General features: G+C 61.7%; 20 protein-coding genes. 9 read left to right on the forward strand and 11 right to left on the reverse strand.

Features of this window, described 5'->3' with window-relative positions; genetic code table 11:
- Positions 1-17: 17 nt before the first annotated feature.
- The gene (locus IPN92_01150) at positions 18-983 is read right to left on the reverse strand and encodes an IS5 family transposase (GenBank protein ID MBK8636926.1); all 966 of its coding nucleotides are present in this window, start codon (positions 981-983) and stop codon (positions 18-20) included.
- Positions 984-1,048: 65 nt separating this feature from the next.
- Here IPN92_01150 and IPN92_01155 point away from each other — a divergent pair, with 65 nt between their 5' ends.
- A complete protein-coding gene (locus IPN92_01155; protein ID MBK8636927.1) occupies positions 1,049-1,348 on the forward strand; it encodes a hypothetical protein in 300 nt (99 codons plus the stop codon).
- A 210-nt stretch (positions 1,349-1,558) separates the two neighbouring features.
- Here the strand turns inward: IPN92_01155 and IPN92_01160 are convergent, their stop codons facing one another.
- The 4 genes from IPN92_01160 to IPN92_01175 form a co-directional block, all read right to left on the reverse strand.
- Positions 1,559-2,854, reverse strand: coding sequence for a transposase (locus IPN92_01160; protein ID MBK8636928.1), 1,296 nt, complete (start codon positions 2,852-2,854; stop codon positions 1,559-1,561).
- A 243-nt stretch (positions 2,855-3,097) separates the two neighbouring features.
- Positions 3,098-4,207: a glycoside hydrolase family 5 protein gene (locus IPN92_01165; protein MBK8636929.1), complete on the reverse strand. Its 1,110-nt coding sequence runs from the start codon at positions 4,205-4,207 to the stop codon at positions 3,098-3,100.
- Between the two features lie 10 nt (positions 4,208-4,217).
- On the reverse strand, positions 4,218-5,909 hold the full coding sequence (locus IPN92_01170; GenBank protein MBK8636930.1) for an ABC transporter ATP-binding protein/permease: 1,692 nt from the start codon (positions 5,907-5,909) through the stop codon (positions 4,218-4,220).
- Between the two features lie 67 nt (positions 5,910-5,976).
- The gene (locus tag IPN92_01175) at positions 5,977-6,732 is read right to left on the reverse strand and encodes an endonuclease/exonuclease/phosphatase family protein (protein ID MBK8636931.1); all 756 of its coding nucleotides are present in this window, start codon (positions 6,730-6,732) and stop codon (positions 5,977-5,979) included.
- A gap of 649 nt (positions 6,733-7,381) precedes the next feature.
- Here IPN92_01175 and rpmB point away from each other — a divergent pair.
- Positions 7,382-7,618, forward strand: coding sequence for a 50S ribosomal protein L28 (rpmB, locus tag IPN92_01180; protein ID MBK8636932.1), 237 nt, complete (start codon positions 7,382-7,384; stop codon positions 7,616-7,618).
- Positions 7,619-7,633: 15 nt separating this feature from the next.
- The gene (gene rpmG / locus IPN92_01185) at positions 7,634-7,801 is read left to right on the forward strand and encodes a 50S ribosomal protein L33 (protein ID MBK8636933.1); all 168 of its coding nucleotides are present in this window, start codon (positions 7,634-7,636) and stop codon (positions 7,799-7,801) included.
- A 352-nt stretch (positions 7,802-8,153) separates the two neighbouring features.
- Here the strand turns inward: rpmG and IPN92_01190 are convergent, their stop codons facing one another.
- From IPN92_01190 to argH, 6 genes are all read right to left on the reverse strand, one after another.
- On the reverse strand, positions 8,154-8,567 hold the full coding sequence (locus IPN92_01190) for a hypothetical protein (protein MBK8636934.1): 414 nt from the start codon (positions 8,565-8,567) through the stop codon (positions 8,154-8,156).
- Positions 8,568-8,590: 23 nt separating this feature from the next.
- On the reverse strand, positions 8,591-9,262 hold the full coding sequence (locus IPN92_01195) for an ABC transporter ATP-binding protein (protein ID MBK8636935.1): 672 nt from the start codon (positions 9,260-9,262) through the stop codon (positions 8,591-8,593).
- A 4-nt stretch (positions 9,263-9,266) separates the two neighbouring features.
- Positions 9,267-10,394, reverse strand: a complete 1,128-nt coding sequence (locus IPN92_01200) for an ABC transporter permease (GenBank protein ID MBK8636936.1) — start codon at positions 10,392-10,394, stop codon at positions 9,267-9,269.
- Positions 10,395-10,443: 49 nt separating this feature from the next.
- Complete coding sequence (locus IPN92_01205; protein MBK8636937.1) at positions 10,444-11,478, reverse strand: efflux RND transporter periplasmic adaptor subunit; 1,035 nt, start codon at positions 11,476-11,478, stop codon at positions 10,444-10,446.
- A 147-nt stretch (positions 11,479-11,625) separates the two neighbouring features.
- Positions 11,626-11,982: a nucleotide pyrophosphohydrolase gene (locus IPN92_01210; protein ID MBK8636938.1), complete on the reverse strand. Its 357-nt coding sequence runs from the start codon at positions 11,980-11,982 to the stop codon at positions 11,626-11,628.
- Between the two features lie 144 nt (positions 11,983-12,126).
- Positions 12,127-13,545, reverse strand: a complete 1,419-nt coding sequence (argH, locus tag IPN92_01215) for an argininosuccinate lyase (protein ID MBK8636939.1) — start codon at positions 13,543-13,545, stop codon at positions 12,127-12,129.
- 374 nt (positions 13,546-13,919) lie between these two features.
- On the opposite strand from argH, the gene hemC reads away from it, so the two are divergent.
- From hemC to IPN92_01245, 6 genes are read left to right on the forward strand one after another with little or no spacing between them, the layout of a single operon-like run.
- Positions 13,920-14,846, forward strand: a complete 927-nt coding sequence (gene hemC / locus IPN92_01220; GenBank protein MBK8636940.1) for a hydroxymethylbilane synthase — start codon at positions 13,920-13,922, stop codon at positions 14,844-14,846.
- Positions 14,800-15,630, forward strand: coding sequence for a uroporphyrinogen-III synthase (locus IPN92_01225; GenBank protein ID MBK8636941.1), 831 nt, complete (start codon positions 14,800-14,802; stop codon positions 15,628-15,630). The genes hemC and IPN92_01225 overlap by 47 nt, the downstream gene beginning before the upstream one ends.
- Positions 15,631-15,661: 31 nt before the next feature.
- Positions 15,662-16,777, forward strand: a complete 1,116-nt coding sequence (locus tag IPN92_01230) for a glycosyltransferase family 9 protein (GenBank protein ID MBK8636942.1) — start codon at positions 15,662-15,664, stop codon at positions 16,775-16,777.
- Positions 16,774-17,955 carry a glycosyltransferase family 4 protein gene (locus IPN92_01235; protein MBK8636943.1) on the forward strand — a complete coding sequence of 394 codons (1,182 nt, stop codon included), beginning with the start codon at positions 16,774-16,776 and terminating at the stop codon, positions 17,953-17,955. Before IPN92_01230 ends, IPN92_01235 begins: the two co-directional genes overlap by 4 nt.
- Positions 17,952-19,046, forward strand: coding sequence for a glycosyltransferase (locus IPN92_01240; GenBank protein ID MBK8636944.1), 1,095 nt, complete (start codon positions 17,952-17,954; stop codon positions 19,044-19,046). Before IPN92_01235 ends, IPN92_01240 begins: the two co-directional genes overlap by 4 nt.
- A 15-nt stretch (positions 19,047-19,061) precedes the next feature.
- A complete protein-coding gene (locus tag IPN92_01245; protein MBK8636945.1) occupies positions 19,062-19,835 on the forward strand; it encodes a polysaccharide deacetylase family protein in 774 nt (257 codons plus the stop codon).
- Position 19,836 lies beyond the last annotated feature (1 nt).

The following is a 19,836-nucleotide window of genomic DNA, read 5'->3' on the forward strand; positions in this document are numbered from 1 at the left end:
CCCCTATCCCCATTTTTTCAGGACGCAGTGATCTCTACCCGAACCGACTCCGGCATCCCCAGGTAGGTCATCCGATTCATGGCGGCAATCCGCGCATGCACCTCATTGACCTGGGCATCGAACTGACGTGAGGCGAGGTGGTCGCCGAAGAGTTGTTTGAGGCGATACATGGCATTTTCCGCCAGACTGCGCCGGTGATACCCCGTGTCGCGTTTCCATTGCGCCTCCCCCTTCTGCGCAATATCGGCCAGGGCGTGCGTACGGGGATGTGTCGGCTCCCAAGCAATGGCGTTGTCGCGCGGCGGAACGACCAAACGCGCTTCGCGCTGCGCGGCGATGCCATAGGCTTCGCGTGTGTCGTAGGCGCCATCGGCATCGATCTGTTCGATCGTCCCCGCCACTTGCTCGATCAGACCGCCAAACATTTCCCCATCCGTCCAGGCAGTGGTCGTCACCTCCACACCGATGACATCCCGGATGTCGGCATCAACCGCCAGATGCACCTTCAGCCAGGTACGCCGTTTACCGGCCCCGTGTTGGCGCACCTGCCATTCTCCCTCGCCAAACACGTTCAGCCCCGTCGAATCGGCCACGACATGGACCGGACCCGAGCGTTCGCAACGCTCAATCGGCACCGTTAGCGCGCGCACGCGACGCGACAGGTGCGTGTGATCCGGTACCGGCAGATCCAAACCCATCAGCCCCATCAGCGAGCGCCCAAATCCTTCCACGGTGCGATAGGGCAGATGAAAGACCTGCTTGAGCACCAACAGCGTCTGGATCGACCAATCCGAATACAACACCGGCGCCCCTCGCTTCCCGGTCGGGGCCGCCAACCACGACTGCTGGAGAGCCTCCGGATCAAACCAGAACGTGATGTCCCCGCGTGCCACCAGGGCTCGATCGTAGTCCGGCCAGTTGGTGACCCGGTAGCGGGCTTTCTGACCGGTCGGTGCTTGACTCACAGGTTCAGTAGACGACATCGTAGGACGAACTCGTAGGTGAACGGATGAACAGGGGCGGTACACTAGCAGACATCGGCGGATTTATGCACCAACGCCCCAAGGAATGTGTCGCCCTCGATGCCATCATCACCGCCATCCAGACCCAGAGTTATCACACCATCACCGGTAAGACCCTGCGGACTCTCTTCCGGGGCAAATCCGCTAATAATCCCGGCTTTGCCTTGGCGGCGGCCCGGGGTCTCAGCTTGATCGTCGCCCGGCAGGTTCCGGATGGCGGCTATCAAGACGGTAATGCCCAACCTTGCCGGGAAGCCATTGCCGCCCTCATCGCTGCCGGGACCTTTATCCTCGGCCCCGGCCATCAGCGCCCAGAGCCCCGGTGAAAGTGGCGGTCGCCCAGCCGTCTAGCGTCGGACGCGGGCGGTCCGTAGATAGAGATCCCTTGCCCGCCTTACCACCGGCCCCACCGCCATCCTCATCCTCCTCACCCTGGTCTTGGTCAGGTAAGCAGGTTTTCACCCAGGCAAGGGAACTGAAAACCTGAAATCCTGAAAAACTCCCTTAGTATTCTTTACAACGGTGTCCGGTTAAAGTCATAGGTAGGCCTTCAGCATAGGCCCTAGCTCGCGTTCATAGCGCCCTGGCGAGGCGGTTTTGAGGAAACAGAGTTTGAAGAACCGCAGGACCTGTCGGCTCACCTGGGCGGTATCGCGGAACAGGGGGACCGTCCAGTCCGGGCGATCGGTACCATCCGGGTCTTCCAGCTTAGCCTTCTGCCGCTTTTCCTGTTTGGCCCAGGCCTTCTCATCCTGGGCCCCCGCAGCGCCCAGGCGGGTGTGGAGGCGGATGGCCACCAGCAGGCTGGTGATGATAGCCAGCTGCGCCTGATTGGCGATAGCCACCCGGCCCTTACCCCAGGCCTTGGCCTGGGCGAAGTCATTTTTCCAGGTATCGAAGCACTTTTCTTCCTCCCAGCGGCGGGAGTAGAGGAAGGCCACCACGCCCGGTAGCAGGCTGAAGTCGTTAGTGAGGAATTGCAACTCCCCACCGCGGCGCGCACGGTAAGTGATGAGGCGCCAGGTCGCCCGTGAACTCGTCAGGGTGATGCGCAGATCCCGGGTCACCCCGGCATTAACCGGGTCATCGGCGATGGGTAGGCCCTCGGTCGCATCCACGCTCAGGTTGCTTTTCATGCGCGTGATCAGGGTGATCTGCAAGGCCCGTTGCTTGGCATCCCAGCAGGGGGCATCGATAAAGGCCCGATCCACCAGCCACACGCCGCGGCGCTCACGCGTCAGGGCCTGGGCGTCCTGATCATAGTCGCGCCAGATCCGCGTTTCGTGGCGGCTGCGGGTGTCGACCCGCACGGCTTCGGGCACCCCCAGGCGCAGGTTATAAAAGGTCAGCAAGGCATGGCCCTTGGGATTATCCTCGCCGCCCTGGCGGGGCATGCACCGCCGGTAATGGGCGCTTTCCGCCTGGTAGGTGCCATCGATAGCCCGCACCGGCCGCTCCCCCAGACCCGGAATGCCCGCCAGGCGATCCGGGAGCACCGGCTGTGCCGTCTTGACCAAGACGGGCACCATCTCCCGCAACACCGCCTCCCGGGTCGGCGACGCCAGCGCATCGGACCCGGTGGAGCGCGCCAAAGGCCCCCTGGCGGCGGTCTCCGGGTCCAGATGCAGCAAGGTCTGCACCTGCTCGCGCCGGGTCGGCATCCCCTGCAGTTGCCGGAGCACCCCCAAGGCGATGAAATCCGGCATCGTCAGGGTGCGGCCCACGGCCGCCTGGCGCACCCGCGCCAGGGCCCGTGAGACGGGATCAAGCAGATCGGCCAGGACGGTATTATCGGTGAGGCGGTGCATCAGGGTCTTAAGACGATTGAACATGGCAGGTTCCCGTATGTTGCTGTTTTACAACATAAAACGCGATCCTATTCCACGCTGGTTGTCAAGTCTTTTTTGGCCGAACGGTGAAAAAAATGGCGCCTCCAGCAGGCCGCTCATTCGCCCCTTTCGCCGGGGCGAAAAAACGTAAAATTCTCCGTCGGCGGACTGTCAGGCTGCCCAGAGGGCTGTGGCGAGTCATGTCGATGATACCCTGGGCGGATCAAGCGGACACCGTTGTATTCTTTATGCGCCAACACCCTTTGGAATCCAACCACGTTCTACGCATTCTTTAAAACACCATGCAGCCGTGGTTTCGGTTTTGTAATTCCAAAAAAACCACCCCAGGTATTTTTCAAAAGTCAGTATTTGCGCGGCGGCAAAACCACGATAGGCCAATGACATTTGATATTCATCCATGTTTTCCAAGGCATGATTAAAAGGACCTTCCGCCCAGAGCGATACGACTTTTAAATTCATGCCTAAACTCCATTCACAACAATACACGGGCAGCATTAATTCGTTTATGAGGCTGTCGGCTTCAATTTTCCATTCAACCGCGCTTTTTTGTATGTGACCATAAATATCCAGGTCTATGTCATCGCGGGTAAAACATTGATAACGATGAATGTCAAAAATGACATTCTCAAATTCAGGCGGCTCCATGAAGCCTGAATAATGTTGATGCGAGCGGAAACCATCATGAAACACCACGGCCACTTTTTCCGGCGAACAGTATTTACGAATGCGATGGTAGGCGGCGAGGTAATATTCTTTTAAAATTTCCGTATCTACGTCCCAACGAGGTTCGTTTAATACTTCTATACCATGCAGGGCTGGCGCCTTTAGATAACGCTCGGCTAACCATTCCATGATATTTAAAGAGTGGTCGATGTATTCAGGCTGGGTATGCCATTCGCAAACATCCATGATGCCGCCATTATCAAAGCCGTTTTGACATCCAGGGGCGGCATGTAAATCCAGCACCACGGCTAGTTCAAATTCCTCCGCCCATTGCATTACTTTATCAACGATCGCCAGACCGCCTTCCACAAAATGATATCGGCTGACACCATAAACACGGTGATAAGGATAATTTTTTCCAAACAGCCAGTGTCCAATGGGTAAACGCACGGCATTAATGCCGACACTGGCCAGCCACCGAAAATCATCCTTGGTGATAAAGGTATCCCAATGCCGATGCAGGCGGTTTGTCGCGACTTCCATGCCCAATTCCACGCAAAAACTGGTTTCGTCTCTCGCCGCGAGCCCTTCGAATAAACTCGGGGTAATCCATTTTTCCAGAACCAACCAACCACCTAAGTTTACGCCGCGTAGTTTTTTTGGATGCGACATGTCATTCTCCCTAGAGTTCTAAAAATTTTTCGTGGAACATCGGTGCGTTTTTTAAGTTAGTGATGCTTAACAAGGTAGCATTGGGTAAATATTGAAAAATCAGACGTAACATTTTTTCCTCACTGTCGGCGTCCAGGGAATCAAAAGCCTCTTGTAGTAATATCCAATGCGGTTTGTTTAATAACAATCGCACCATGCCCAGGCGTTGTTGTTCTTCACGCGACAAACTGCGCGTCCAGATATCCACGTTATCCAGTTGTTCAATCAAATGATCTAATCCAACAATTTCTAGCGTTTGTTTTAATTCCTTGTCGGTAAAACAAGATCCTGTTTTTGGATAACAAACCGCTTCACGCAACGTAAAATTTGCTGGTAGATGAGGACGTGGCGGCATGAAAAACAAACGATCATCTTTTGGTAATTCAATTTTTCCCGTTCCCCAGGGACGCAGTTGCGCAATGGCCCGAAATAATTTTTCCCCCGTGAAAGTATTGCCTGTGATTAAAACATGATCGCCCTGCCGAATTTCCATATTAATGCCACTGGCAAGCACGGGACCATTTAATTTTGAAATGGTTAAATCTCGAAACGCCAATACTGGATTATCGGTTTTTTCAACCACTATCCATTGATTTCCTGGTTTGGCGATTTCTTCGTCCACCGCATCCAGAGCCTTGATTAAATTCAAGACCCGTTCAACCGAAGCCCGCCACAAGGCAATAGATGCTAAATTATTCACGGGCCACGATAAAGCCGATGCCATTTCCTGAAAGGCTTGCGCGGACTGCATCAATGCACCCAGGGTAATCGCACCTGAAATATACCGGGGTGATGCTATAAGTACGGGAAATGCCATGGACAACAAACCATAACCCGTGCTGAACGCTAAAATGTATTGCCACGCGCCAGTTTGTTGTGACCATACTTCTCGGATTTGCTCAAATAATCCTCTAAAACGATTCCTTTCGAAACCTTCCGCTTCAATTAGGGCAATGGCCTGGCTGTTTTCCCGAGCATCGATTAAACCAGAACGAAAATTGGCTTCCGCGGTTTGATTGGCATTGGTGGCTTTAGTTAAAGGGATACCCACTAACCAGCCTAACCAGGAGGCTAACCCCGCATAGATGATAGCAATCCATACTAAATGACCGTGCAGATTAAACGTGAAAATAAAATCAACGGTAACTACACCCGACAAAGACCAAAGAATCTGCGTGAAACTAACCAGTGATAAAAACGAATAAAATATCGAATGTCCCAATGAAATCGCTGATTCCGTGGCAATACGACAATCCTCGGCAATCCGCCCATCTGGATTATCATGCTCACCCGGTATATGTGATACCAGATAATGCCGACCATCATTCATCCAACGGTCCGTGACTTTTTCGGTCAACCAGGTACGCCAGTCAATCATTAATCCTCGTTTAACGGATAAATGCGCCACCGTAATCACAATATTGGCAACTAGAATCACCAAAAGTAACATGATCTGCTTGGTTAAGCCGGACATCGAATGCTGCTCTATCGCATCAAATAATGCTGCATTCCATTTATTAACCAGAACCGCCATGACAATTTGTAAAATGGTAAGTCCTATCAGTATCGCCGTTGAACGACGGATGGTTTTTTTATTTTCGGAATGCCAGAAAGGCCCCGCAAAATGAACGAAATCCAGAAAAAAACCTTGAGAGTGACGCATGGAAATATTCTCTGCATTATTATTTTTTAAGCGCTTTATTTTACCTGGTCAATAAGCGCATGGAAAATCAGGATTTCCAATCCAATGTTGCAAGCAAAGGATAATGATCCGATGGATAGACATCATTTTCATGATAACAGTCTATTCGACTATATTTTATTTCAAAATGCGTGGACACCAATATCCAATCAATCGGGCAATCTGTGTTAATCTTGCCATAGTCATGAAACGTATTATCATGATTTGGGCGAGCATCCAATAAGATGTTTGTTAAAATACGATAGGGATCAGACTGTTTATTGGCATTGAAATCCCCTGTAACAATCAACGGCATATCGGCATATTTTCCAAGCCAAGCGCGCAACACCTTAGCGGATTCAATCATGGCAATCGGTTGATAATCAAAATGCGTGTTTAAAAAAATTAACTCTCTATCCTTTTTACGATGCCACAAACGAAACCACAGACAGGTACGGGGAAACGCCGAGTCCCAATTCAGACTACCTATTTTCTCAGGTGTTTCACTCAGCCAAAAACAACCTTGCTCCAACACGTTAAAACTGGATTTTTTAATCAAGGCTGGAGCCATTTCCATGGCTGCGCCACTATTGCCGCCACGTTGTACGCCATAAAATTCATAACGCGGTAAATGCTGTTTCAAGAATCCTGCCTGTGCCTCGTCATCACAGCACTCCTGTAGGCCCAGTAAGTCTGGTGCAAAGGCATTGATTCGTGCTAAAGCTAAGGATTTTCGATGCCGCCAATGATTTATGCCGTCATTAGCCAAGCCCATGCGAATATTAAAAGTCATTACCTTAATCATACGCGAGCCCCTTAATCGCCTTAATCTAATAAGTGCCTGAATGGGCGGGAGGTGTCCTAAGGCTCACTGTAAAGTTTAATGTTCAGACAATCGAGCATAGCGGGTCGGGGGGGGCTCTGCCAGGGGGGCGGGGAATCGAAGCGCGCGGTCTATGACCCCCAGTCCCAGTCGGACTGATAATACCAGCCCAAGTCTGGACCTGAAGCCCTAAAGCCAGTTTCCTCTAAGCCCTGTCAGGCCTAGCGCTCATCTACAGTTATAAAAAATGGAACTCATTAAGATGATGATGAAGCCTGTGGGTAACTCGAAGCCATCCATAAATCCCCTTTATCCCAGTTACTTGGGACCGTTTCAACCTTCGGGACAAGTCGCCCTGAGGGTGTTGAAGGCCTGTGGATAAGATTGATACCGTTTCCATGCCTGTTTTTATCCCCAGTTTTCAACAGGCTTATCCACGGCTCATCCAGAGGGGAAGCCTGGATAATGCCTGGTTAGATGCAAGGGATTAGCCGCCGCTCTCAGTTCCAAATTACCTCAGAGGCGCCCAAGCACTTGCGCTGGGGCGGCGATTCGGGTATTTTTGCCCGTCTTTCATTCTCGGTCTGGCTCATGAAGGCCCGACCCCTGGCCAACCTCTAAGGGAAGCGTCATGTCCAAAGTCTGCCAAGTAACCGGTAAGCGCCCGCTTTCTGGTTGCAACGTCTCCCACGCTCACAATAAGACCAAGCGTCGGTTCCTGCCGAACCTGCACTTCCATCGTTATTGGGTAGAGAGCGAGAACCGCTGGGTGCGCCTGCGCCTGTCCACCAGTGCGATGCGCTTGATCGACAAGAAAGGTATCGATGCAGTGATCGCCGAGATGCGCGATCGCGGTGACAAGGTCTGAGCGAGGTAAATATCCATGGCCAAGGCAGCACGTGACAAGATCCGCCTGATTTCCAGCGCCGGCACCGGTCATTTCTATACGACCACCAAGAACAAGCGCAACATGCCCGGCAAGATGGAAATCAAGAAATTCGACCCGGTCGTGCGCCAGCACGTCCTCTACAAGGAAGGTAAGATCAAGTAGCCGACTTCCGTCGCCCTTGATGCGAAAACCCGCTGATAGCGGGTTTTTTTTGCCCTCGAAAAACGCGCACCTCTCGGATCAGCGAGTGGCAACCTGGTATCAAGCTTGTGGATAAGTGGTGATAAAAAAATCCGTCGCGGCGGCGGCGTTTTTATCCACAGGGCTTCAACAGTATCAGGCGACCTTGTCCCAGGGGTCAAAAACGCCTTAACTCGTCTTGCTGAAAAGGCTTTTTCCGTCGATAGGTGTTATCCACAGGCTTCATCATCATCTTTATTCTTATATTTCTTAATCTCTTTGAAGATGATTGGGGCCCTCTGTGGACCAGCTCCCGAGCTATTCCTGGCCGTTTTTAGGGAAAACGCGGAGGATCGGAGGTCAGACGCCAGCCTGCGCTAGCCTCGTCGTAGCGCCAAACCTGATGATCCGTGAGGCTGTGCACCACCTGGGTGTCCTGGCGGACATAATCGATCTGGACCCACTGTTCGGCCTGATCCTGATCCTCGGCGACGAGGAGGGGCGGCTGGATGACTTCGTAGGCCGTCAGGCGAATCGCCTTGAGCTGGAGTGAGTCCAGCGGCAGCCTAGAGCGGGTGACGGGGTCCAGATAGCCCCAGGCCGTGTCGTAGTAGCCCCACCGCAAGGCATTGCCATAGGCATAGGTGGCGGCCGTCAGGCCCTGGGTCTTTTTTTCCTTGCGGACGTGGGCGCAACCCGAGGACAGCAGGGTGATTGCCAGCAGGAGGAGCAGGGGTGACTTGTTCATGTTGATACCTAGCTGGCGCGGGTTCAGCCCACAATCCGCCCATCCTCGAAATGGATGACCCGGTCCGAAAGCTCGCCCACCCGCGGATCATGAGTGACGATCACCGCCGCGCGCCCCAGGTCGTGGGCCAGGTCGCCCAGCAGCTTGACCACGGCGCGGCCATTGGTGGAGTCCAGGGCGGCGGTGGGCTCGTCCGCCAGCAGGATAGCGGGATGACCCGCTAAGGCGCGGGCGATGGCAACCCGCTGTTTCTCGCCACCCGAGAGTTGCTTGGGGTAGTTGCGAAGCCGTTCCCCCAGGCCTACCCGCTCCAGAAGCTCCACCCCCTCCGCCAGATCCCGACCCTTCAGTTCCAGGGCCAACTGGACATTCTCCAGGGCGGTGAGGGCAGGAAACAGATTGTAGCTTTGGAAGATAAAGCCCATGCGCGCCAGCCGCAGCCGCGCCAGCTCCGCAGTGTTGAGGGTACCGATATCCCGGCCCTCGACCCGCACCGTGCCGTCACTGGCGTGCAGCAGGCAACCCATGACCATCAGCAGGGTGGTTTTGCCGCTCCCGGAGGGGCCCATGAGGGCCAGGATCTCACCCGGATGCACCGCCAGATCGACTCCATTGACGGCATGCACGGCTGTTGGCCCGCTGCCATAGACGACGGACAGCCCAATCACCTCCAGGGCGGGGACATGATCGGTCATGTAGTCACCGCTGGAAAACCATGGCCGGGTCTATGCCCATGGCCTTGCGGATGGAGATGAGGGACGCCAGCATGCACATGACCAGGGTGACCCCATAAAGGCCGATAGCCAGCTCCCAGGGGACCAGGACCACAGCGGCGGACAGGGAACTGGCCTCGGCCAGGAGCAGGGCGAGGATGATCCCCGGGATATGGCCCAGGGTGGCGCTGATGGCCGCCTGACCCAGAATGACCTTATAGATGAAGTCCCGCGGGGCCCCCATGGCGCTGAGGGTGCCGAATTCGGTCAGATGGTCCACCGTGGTGGCGTACAGCACCTGGGCCACGATGACGGAGCCTACCAGGAGTCCCAGCAGGGCGGAGACCAGTACCGAGGCCCCGGCGCCGGTGGTAAACATCCAGTAATCGCGGGTGCGGGCGGCGAAATCGTCGCTCAGATAGACATCGCTGCGTGGCAGGGCCTGGGCCAGGGCAGTGCGAACCGCGACCGGGTCCGCCCCGGGCGCGAAGGTCCCGATGACGTAGTTGGACTCGTCCTCGGCGAGCCGCGAGAAGCCCTGGGCGGTGCGGAAGGAGGCGAACACCCAGGGGGAGGTGGTGAAGGAGCGGATGCCTTGGGTGAGACCCACTACCCGCGCCCGCCGGCCATTGATCTCCAGTTCGGTTCCGGTGCTGGCAATGCCCAGTTTTTCCATGTACACCCGATCCACCATGACCGCGTCGGGCTGGCGCAGGTCCTCCAGCCGCCCCGCCACCAGATTCCAGGGTCCGGCCAGGCCCGAATTGAGATCGAAGCCTACGATGATGATGCTCTCGTCCCCGCCGCCGGGTTTCTTCCAGGGGACGAATTGCACCAGGAGCCGCTCCGCCTCGGCCACGCCAGGCACGGAGCGGGCCAGGTAGAGCTCGCGGTCCTTCATGGGCAGGGAGATCTCGAAGTTTTGGGCGCCCCGGGCGACGATCCAGAAATCCGCGTGGGTATGGCGGACGATGACAGTGGTGGCGTCGGAGAAGCCCAGGAAGAGGCCGAGCTGCATGGCGATCAGGACGACGGCGAAGATGATGCCGACCAGGGTGACGACGAACCGGGAGCGATCATGAGCCAGGTTGCGCCAGGCGAGCAGCCAGGCCATGCGGCTCCCCCAGGGGGCGGATCGGGGTGGATGGGGTTGCATAATGCCTCTACCCCGGCTCCCCGATGGCGATGAAGACGTCCACCCGCAGACCCGCCGGGAGCTGGGCATCCGCCTCCAGATCGATCAGGACCTCGAGGACCCGGGTATCCTGGCGCTCTCCTGGGTCCTCCGAGAGCACCCGCTTGCGCCCCATGAGATTACCCAGGCGCGCGACCTGGCCCTTGAAGTGGCGGTCACCATAGGCATCAGCCTCGATACGGGCCTGCTGGCCAAGGCGCACCAGGTTGATATCCGCCTCATCGATCTCGGCGCGCACCCGCAGGCGGGAGATGTCGCCCACGGCCAGGATCGGCGTATCGCCCAACTCGGTCACCTGTTCCCCGGCGCGGCGGATGCGACGCAGCACCACGCCATCGATGGGGCTGCGCACGAAGGATTTTTGATAGATGGCCTGGAATTCCGCCAGCCGCGCCTCGGCGAGTAACACCTCGGCCTCCGCCTTGGCGCGCTCATCCTCCCGCGCCGGGGCGTCCACCACCGCCAGATGTTCCCGGGCGCGGGTCAGGCGAGCGCGGCCGACCTCCTGCTCGCTGGTGGCGTTGTCCAGGTCCTGGCCACTACCCAACCGCTTCTCCGCCAGTCCTTGCTGGCGGTTTAACTCCCGTTCGGCCCGCACCAGCAGGGCCTCGGCCTCCCGTACCGCCGCGGCCGCCTCCGCGCGCTCCGCGGGGCGGGCGCCATTGATCACCCGGTCGAGCCCCGCCTTGGCGATGGCGACATTAGCCTCGGCGGCGCGCACCCGCGCCAGGTGATCCGCGTTTTCCAGGGTCGCCACCACCTCGCCTTTTTTGACCGGATCGCCCTCCTCCAGCGGCACATCCGCCAGCCGCCCGGTCATGGCCGCCGCGATCCGGATCTCCTCCGAGATGGGTTCTACCCGCCCCAGGGCGGCGATTGCCGTGCGTGGAATGGGGACCGGCATGTCGGTGGGCGCCCCCCTGACCCCTTCGGCCAGGATCAAGCTCGCGGTTACCAGAAGCAGGATGGCCGACCGTGGCGGTAGGGAAAAATGGCGGTACATGAAGCGATTCCCTCGATGACTGTGATTAAAGAGGTGCCGATTAATCCAGACCGCCGCCTTCAGGCACTGATGACGCGTTACCTGCAACATCGTCTTATGAATAAATAACGGATTTCCCGCAGCACCGTTGGCGCTTGGCACTGGCCATCAGTCCGGGTATTCATCCGCCCGGCGGGCGTCGCCCCGGACCCTGGCGATGGGATAGCGCTGCTCGTTATGGGTGATCTTGGCCTCGGCGGCGGCGATCAGATCCAGGTCCAGGCGCTCCGCCAGGCGAATGAGATAGATGAGGATATCGGCCATTTCCTGGCCAACGGCGAATTTCTTGTCCTCGGCCAGTTGGGCGCTCTGAGCCTCGTTCAACCACTGAAAGTGTTCCAGCAACTCGCCGCACTCACCCGCCAGGGCCATGGCCAGGTTTTTGGGCGAGTGGAATTGCTCCCAGTCCCGGGCGCGGGCGAAGGCGAGCAGGCGGCGGTTGAGTTCGTCGAGACTGTCAGCCATGGCGAGGAGTTCCGGCTTGATCCGTGGCAAAGAGGGCGAAAGGTGGGGCCTCGCGCTGGCTTGCCCCCCTGGCCAGGCCGAGGCCCGGACGGGTGCCCCATCCAAGGCGAGGCGCAGGCTTCGACATGGCCTGGGTCCCGGCATCTACAAGCCAGCCTCCCTCAGCCGCGCCTGGGCGCGGACCAGGGCGGCCCGCACCTGCCTCGGCGCCGTGCCGCCGATGTGGTCGCGGGCGGCCAGGGAGCCTTCCAGGGTCAGGCAGTCGAACACCTCCGCGCCGATCAGGGGCGAGAAGGACTGAAGCTCCGCCAGGCTGAGTTCGGAGAGGTCCCGCCCCTCCCGCACCCCCAGGGCCACGGCCTTGCCGACGATTTCGTGGGCGTCGCGGAAGGGAATACCACGCCGTACCAGATAGTCCGCCAGGTCGGTGGCGGTGGCGAAGCCCTGGCGGGCCGCCGCGCGCATCCGCTCCCGGTTGCAGGTCAGGCGCGCCATCATGTCGGCAAAGACCTTGAGGCAGCCCTTGAGATTGTCCACCGTGTCGAAGAGGGGTTCCTTGTCCTCCTGGTTGTCCTTGTTGTAGGCCAGGGGCTGGCCCTTCATCAGGGTCAGCAGGGCCATGAGGTGACCGAAGATGCGCCCTGTCTTGCCGCGTACCAGCTCGGGGACGTCCGGGTTCTTCTTCTGCGGCATGATGGAGGAGCCGGTGCAAAAGGAATCCGAGAGATCCACGAAGCCGAATTGGGCGGAGGACCAGAGGATCAGCTCCTCGGAGAAGCGCGACAGGTGCATCATGAGGATGCTGGCGGCGGCGGTGAATTCGATGGCGAAGTCCCGGTCGGAGACGGCGTCCAGGGAGTTTTCCGCTGGGCGGTCGAAGCCGAGCAGGGCGGCGGTCAGGTGGCGGTCGATGGGATAGGTGGTGCCGGCCAGGGCGGCGGCCCCCAGGGGCAGGACATTGAGGCGGCGGCGGCAGTCCGCCAGGCGCTCCCGATCCCGTTCCAGCATTTCGAACCAGGCCAGCATGTGGTGGCCAAAGCTGATGGGCTGGGCCACCTGAAGGTGGGTAAAGCCCGGCATGATGGTCTCCACCTCGCGCTCGGCCAGGTCCAGCAAGGCGGCCTGGAGGCGGGCGATGGCCGGGCCCAGGACATCGATTTCGGCGCGCAGCCAGAGGCGCACGTCCGTCGCCACCTGGTCGTTGCGCGAGCGGCCGGTATGGAGCTTTTTCCCGGCCTCGCCGATGTCGGCGGTGAGGGCGGATTCCACATTCATGTGGACGTCTTCCAGGGGGATGGACCAGGCAAAGTCACCCGCCTCAATGCGCGCCTTCACCCGCTCCAGGCCGGCGACGATGGCGTCCCGCTCAACCTCGCTCAGGATGCCCTGGCGCGCCAGCATGGTGGCGTGGGCGATGGAGCCCTGAATGTCATAAGCGTAGAGCCGGCGGTCGAAATCGACGGAGGCGGTGAAGGCCTCGACAAAGGCGTCGGTAGGTTCGTTAAAGCGCCCAGCCCAGGGCTTGAAGCTGGCAGGCGGTTCGTTGGCGGGGTGATGATTCATCGCTGCGGGCGGTTCCAGGGTAGCAAGGTACTGAGGGTTGCCGGGCCCGAGGGCCCATGACTCTAACGGATTCTAAACCCAACCGCCTTGCCCAACGGCGGCAATTTGGCTTATCGGGCTGTGCAGGCGGTCAAGGTGTCCCGGGTCGGGTGGTGGCTGAGGGTTGGCGGGGGTGTCGACAGCAGGGATGCTGTCGCCAAGCCTACAGGGATGTATTCACGGCGTCCCCCGCCAGCCCTCAGCCATCACCCGACCCTACCCGCCATTTGCCGAAGCGTGAGGGCTCTGGGCATTCCACAAAATCGCCACACCCCAAAATTTGCCAGGCTCGCCATGGCGGCTTAGGATGGCGTTTTTCCGCTGGAATCGAGAAGATGGCCGAGATAATCCGCATCGCCACCCGTAAATCCCCCCTGGCCTTGTGGCAGGCCGAGCATGTCTCCGCTGCCCTGCGCCGCGCTCATCCCGGTCTTCAGGTGGAGATCATGGGCATGACGACCCGGGGCGATAAAATTCTCGACGCCCCGCTGGCCAAAATTGGTGGCAAGGGGCTCTTTGTCAAGGAATTGGAGCAGGGTCTCATGGATGGTTCGGCGGATATCGCCGTCCATTCCACTAAGGACGTACCGGTGGAATTGCCCGAGGGCCTCTTTCTGCCGGTCATCCTGGAGCGCGAGGACCCCCGCGATGCCTTCGTCTCCAACCGCTTCGAGCGGCTGGCGGATCTGCCCCAGGGGGCGCGTGTCGGCACATCCAGCCTGCGCCGTCAGTGCCAACTCACCGCCCGGAGGCCCGACCTGAATATCCAACCTTTGCGCGGCAACGTTAACAGCCGCCTGGCCAAGCTCGACGGGGGTGAATTCGACGCCATCCTCCTGGCTGCCGCGGGCCTGATGCGCCTGGGCTTCGAGGCGCGCATCCGCTCCCGGCTGAGTATCGACGAGAGCCTGCCGGCCATCGGTCAGGGGGCCGTCGGTATCGAATGCCGAATCGACGATGCCCGGGTCCTGGCCCTGCTGGCGCCCCTGCATCACCCGGAGACGGCCACGCGGGTGGCGGCCGAGCGCGCCATGAATCGCCGTCTCCATGGTGGCTGCCAGGTCCCGATCGCGGGTCACGCCCTCGCCAAGGGCGACGAACTCTGGCTGCGCGGCCTGGTGGGGACCCCGGATGGGACCTGCCTGCTGGTGGCCGAGCAGAAGGCGCCCCGCGCCCAGGCGGAGGAACTGGGGATCCAGGTGGCGGAGGCGCTGAATGCCCAGGGTGCCCAGGCCATCCTCCAGGCCCTGGCGGAGGCGTGAAGTGAAGAGCCGCCCCTGCGATCTGGCCGGGCGGGGCGTCCTGGTGACCCGGCCCCGGGCCCAGGCCGCGGGTTTGTGTGATCTGATTGTCGCCGCTGGTGGCCGAGCCATCGCCTTCCCGACCATCGAAATCGAGGCCGCGGGTGATCCGGAGCGCGCCCGGGGCCTCCTGGCCGCGCCGGCGGACCTGCTGTTCTTCGCCAGCCGTAATGCCGTGGACTATGCCTTGCCCCTCTTGCCCGGTGGGGTTCTGCCAACCCGGCCGCGCCTGGCGGCGGTGGGACAGGCCACCGCTGCGGCCCTGACCGCGGCGGGCCGGGCCCCGGATCTGGTGCCGGCGGGCCGTTACGACAGCGAGTCCCTCCTCGCCCTGCCAGCACTCCAGGAACTCGCCGGCCTGCGGGCGCTCATTGTGCGCGGCGAGGGGGGGCGGCCCCTCTTGGGCGAGACCCTGCGGGCGCGGGGCGCCGAGGTGGCCTATGCCGAGGTCTATCGTCGCGCCTTGCCCGAGGTCCAGCCCGCCACCATCCTGGCGGGCTGGGAGCGGGAAGTCCAGTTCGTCACCGCCACCAGTGGCGAGATTCTCGATAACCTGCTGCGGATGCTGGGCGCTGCGGGCCGGGACCGCCTCCTGGCCACGCCCCTGGCGGTGGTCAGTGAGCGCACCCGCCAGGAGGCCCTGCGCCTGGGCTTTGCGCGGGTCGAACTGGCCGAGCGAGCCGATGATTCGGCCTTGGTCCAGGCCCTGTGCCGCTTGGCGGCCTTGGCGCCGGACGGGGTTTGAAACCCCGTACGCCCCTCAAGCTGGCGATTTCATGACCCCGCCGTCGCGCATCCTCCTGATCCGCCTTAGCGCCATTGGCGATATTGTCATGGCCTCGCCGCTGATCGCCGCTTTGCGGCGGGCCTATCCCCAGGCCCATATCGCCTGGCTGGTCCAGGCCGAGGGGGCGCCCCTGCTACGGCATCATCCCGATTTGAATCAGGTCATCCTCTGGTCCCGCGCCGAGTGGCGGGCCCTGTGGCGCGCTCGGCGCTGGGGGGAGCTGTGGCGGGGGGTCCGCGCTCTGCGCGCCGAGTTGCGCCGGCCGGGGTTTGATTGGGTCATCGACCTGCAGGGGCTGCTGAAGAGTGGCCTGCCCGCTGGGCTGACCGGTGCCCGGGTGCGCATCGGCCTGGGTTCCCGCGAGGGCAGCCAGTGGCTGATGACCCGCGTCGTCCCCCGGGGGGGCGATCCGGAGGAGATCGGTTCCGAGTACCGCTTTCTGGCGGAGCAACTGGATCTGCCGCTGGCGGACTTTGCCATGACCCTGGTCCCCGGGGCCGAGGACCGGGCCTGGGCCCGGGCCCTGATCGCGCGGGAGGGGTTGGCGGACGGCTATGTCGTCTGCTGCCCCTTCACCACCCGCCCCCAGAAGCACTGGTTCGAGGATCGCTGGGCCCGGCTGGCGGTGGAGCTGCATCGGGCTTTTGGCTGGCGGGTGCTACTGCTGGGAGGCCCCGGCGATACCGAGGCAGGAGCACGTATCCAGCGCCTGGCGGCGGCGGAACGGGTGGTGGCGGACGGGGCGGAGGTCGCCGAGGGGGCCCTGCCCCCACGGGAGCATGGTCCGGGGTTGATCAACCTGGCGGGGGCGACCAGCCTGCTCCAGGCCGCCGCCCTGATCGAGGCCAGTCGCCTGCTCATTGGCGTGGATACAGGGCTGAGCCACATGGGCATCGCCTTTGGCCGGCCCAGCCTGCTGCTGTTCGGCTCAACCTGCCCCTACCGGAAGACGGGCCGCGACAATGCCCGGGTGCTCTATCACCATCGGCCCTGCTCTCCCTGCAAGCGCCGGCCGACCTGTCAAGGCGCCTTCGATTGTATGCGGGATATCACGATTGCCGAGGTGCTGGCGGCGGCGCGGGACCTGCTTGAGGGGTCCCCATGAGGGTGCTGCACGTCGAAGGGGGCCGCCATCTCTATGGGGGGGCCCGGCAGGTCCTCTATCTGCTGGAGGGCCTGACCCAGCGGGGGGTGACCAATGGCCTTATCTGCCGGGCGGGCAGCCCGCTGGCGAAGGCGGCGGCGGGCCATGCCGAGGTGTTTGCCATGCCCATGGGCGGCGATCTGGACCTGAGCCTGATTCCGCGCATCTACTTTCGGACCCTCCAGTTCAAGACGGATATTCTGCACCTGCATAGCCGGATCGGTGCCGATGTCATGGGCGGCGTCGGCGGGCGCCTGGCGGGGGTGCCCGTGGTCCACTCCCGCCGCGTCGATAACCCGGAACCCCCCTGGCGGGTGAAACTCAAATACCGGCTCCATGACCGGGTGATTGCCATCTCCGAGGGCATCGGCGAGGTCCTGCTGGCGGCGGGGCTGCCGCCGGACAAGCTGCGGGTGGTGCGCAGCGCGGTGGATTGTCACGCCTTCGCGGGGCCGCGCGATCGCGAGATCCTACGGGAGCGGCTCGGCGTGCCCCCCGAAAGTCCCTTGATCGGGGTCGTCGCCCAACTCATCCCCCGCAAGGGCCATCAGTTGCTGATCGAGGCCCTGCCCCCCTTGGTGGCTGAGTTCCCGGAGCTGCGGGTGCTGTTTTTCGGCCAGGGTCCCGAGGCGGCGAACCTGGAGAGGCGCATCGCCCAGGCGGGGTTGGGGAACCAGGTCACCCTCTGCGGTTTTCGCGATGACTTGCCCGAATTACTGGCGGGCCTGGACCTGCTGGTCCATCCCGCCACCCGTGAGGGGCTGGGGGTCTCCCTGCTCCAGGCCTCCAGCGCCGGGGTGCCTATCATCGCCAGCCGGGCGGGGGGCATCCCCGAGGCGGTCCGGGAGGGTGTCAACGGCCTGCTGGTGCCTCCCGGCGATGTGGCGGCCCTGGGTCAGGCCATCACCCGGCTGCTGCGGGATCCCGACCTGGCCCGCCGTCTCGGGCGGGGCGGGCGCATCCTGATGAGCGCCGAGTTTTCCATTCAGGCCATGGTGGAAGGCAATCTGGCGGTGTATCGGGAGTTGCTGGCGGAGCGTCGCCGCGGGGGGGGCGGGCCGACGGAGGGTCGCCGGGGGGTGGCAGCGACGGGAGGTAGCCGCGGGGGCTCGGCTCCTGCGAGCGAGGCGGGCCCGTGACGGAGCCCCTGAGCCTGCAAATCATTGGCAGCAAGGGCCTGGGCGGGGCCGAGCGCTGGTTCGCGCGTTTCGCCCGTGCCCTGGCGGAGACGGGGGCCAGGGCGGAACTGGCGGTCCGCGCCGGCGGCGCCCTCGAGGATCTGGACCTGGGACCCTTGCCCCGCCATCGCCTGCCGCTGCGAACCGTTTGGGACCCCATCTCCCGGTACGCGGTGAGCCGCCTCATCGCCCGCGTCCAGCCGGATATCGTCCAGACCTACATGGGGCGCGCCACCCGTCTGACCCATCTCAAGCCCCCACCACGACCGGGTCGGGGCCCGGTACATGTCGCCCGGCTGGGGGGCTACTATGCCCTGCATCCCTATCGCCAGGCCCAGGCCTGGATCGGCAACACCCGGGGGCTCTGCGACTGGCTGGTCCAGCAGGGCCTACCGGCGGGGCGGGTGCATCACATCTATAACTTCGTCGAACCGGCCCAACCCGTCGTACCGGAGCGCCTGGCGGCCCTGCAGGAGCGACTGGGCCTACCCGAGGAGGCCTGGGTGCTGGTCAGCGCCGGGCGCTTTGTCCCCGTCAAGGGCCTGACCTATCTGATCGAGGCCCTGGCCCGACTGCCCCGGACCATCGCCGGGCGTCCGGTGCGCCTGGTGCTGCTCGGCGATGGTCCCCTGGGCCCGGCCTTGCGCCGTCAGGCCGAGGCGGCGGGCATCGGCGACCGCATCCACTGGGCCGGCTGGCAACAGGAGCCTGGCCCTTTTTTTCAGATGGCGGACCTGGTGGTCTTTCCCTCCCTGGAGGAGGAGACCCTGGGCAATGTCATCCTGGAGGCCTGGACCTGGTCCCGGCCGCTGGTGACCAGCCTGTTTCGCGGCGCCCGGGAGATTGCCCGCCACGGCGAGGATGCCTGGTGCCTGCCCTGCGGGGATGCCCGGGCCTTGGCCGAGGGGATCAGGATGGTGCTGGGGGATGACAGGCTGCGGCAGGACCTGGCCCAGGCGGGTCAGGCCCGGGTCCGGGCGGAGTTCGCGCGGGGTCCCATCATGGCGCAATATCGGGATCTCTATCGCCAGCTCCTGGGTGCCGGGTCCTGAGCGGGGCTTGCGGATATGTCGCCCCGCATTTCCATCCTCATGTACCACCAGGTGGGTGACTTTGCGCCCATGCGGGCGCATCGGGCCAATTATTGCGACCAGCGGCGCTTCGCCCGGCAGATGGGGTTCCTGCATGCCCTGGGCTACCAGGTGCTGGACCTGGAGGGCGCCCTGGCCGGTCTTCGGGGCGAGCGGCCCCTGGCGGCCCGGTCCCTGGTGCTGACCTTCGACGATGGCTACGATAACTTCGCGGACCAGGCCCTGCCGATCCTTGCCCGTTATGACTTCACCGCCACCGTCTATGCCATCAGTGGCTGGCTTGGCCAACCCATCCAGTGGTATGGCCAGGAGCCCGGCCGCGCCCGGCCGCGCCTCATGGATGCGGGCCGGCTGCGGGAGATCCAGGCCGCTGGCATGACCATTGGCTCCCATACCGTCCATCACGCCCGCCTGGCCGAGCTGGACCCCCAGAGCCAGCGCCAGGAGCTGACCCGGAGCAAGGCGGACCTGGAGGATCTGCTGGGGTCGCCGGTGCGTCACCTCTGCTATCCCTTTGGCAGCTTCAACCGGGACACGGTGCAGGCCGCCCGGGAGGCGGGCTATGTCAGCGCCACCACCTGCCTGCGGGGCGCGGCCACGACGGCGGATCACCCCCTGGTCCTGCCCCGCAAGGCCATCTCCTTTGGCGACAGCCTGCTGGGCTTTGCCTGGAAGCTGGGTTTCAAGCAGGCCCCCACGGCGGAACTGAGCGCCTGGCGCGACCGCCTCGGCCAGGACCCCGGTCTCTGAC

It is taken from the genome of Chromatiaceae bacterium (genome assembly GCA_016714645.1).
Lineage (GTDB): Bacteria > Pseudomonadota > Gammaproteobacteria > Chromatiales > Chromatiaceae > M0108.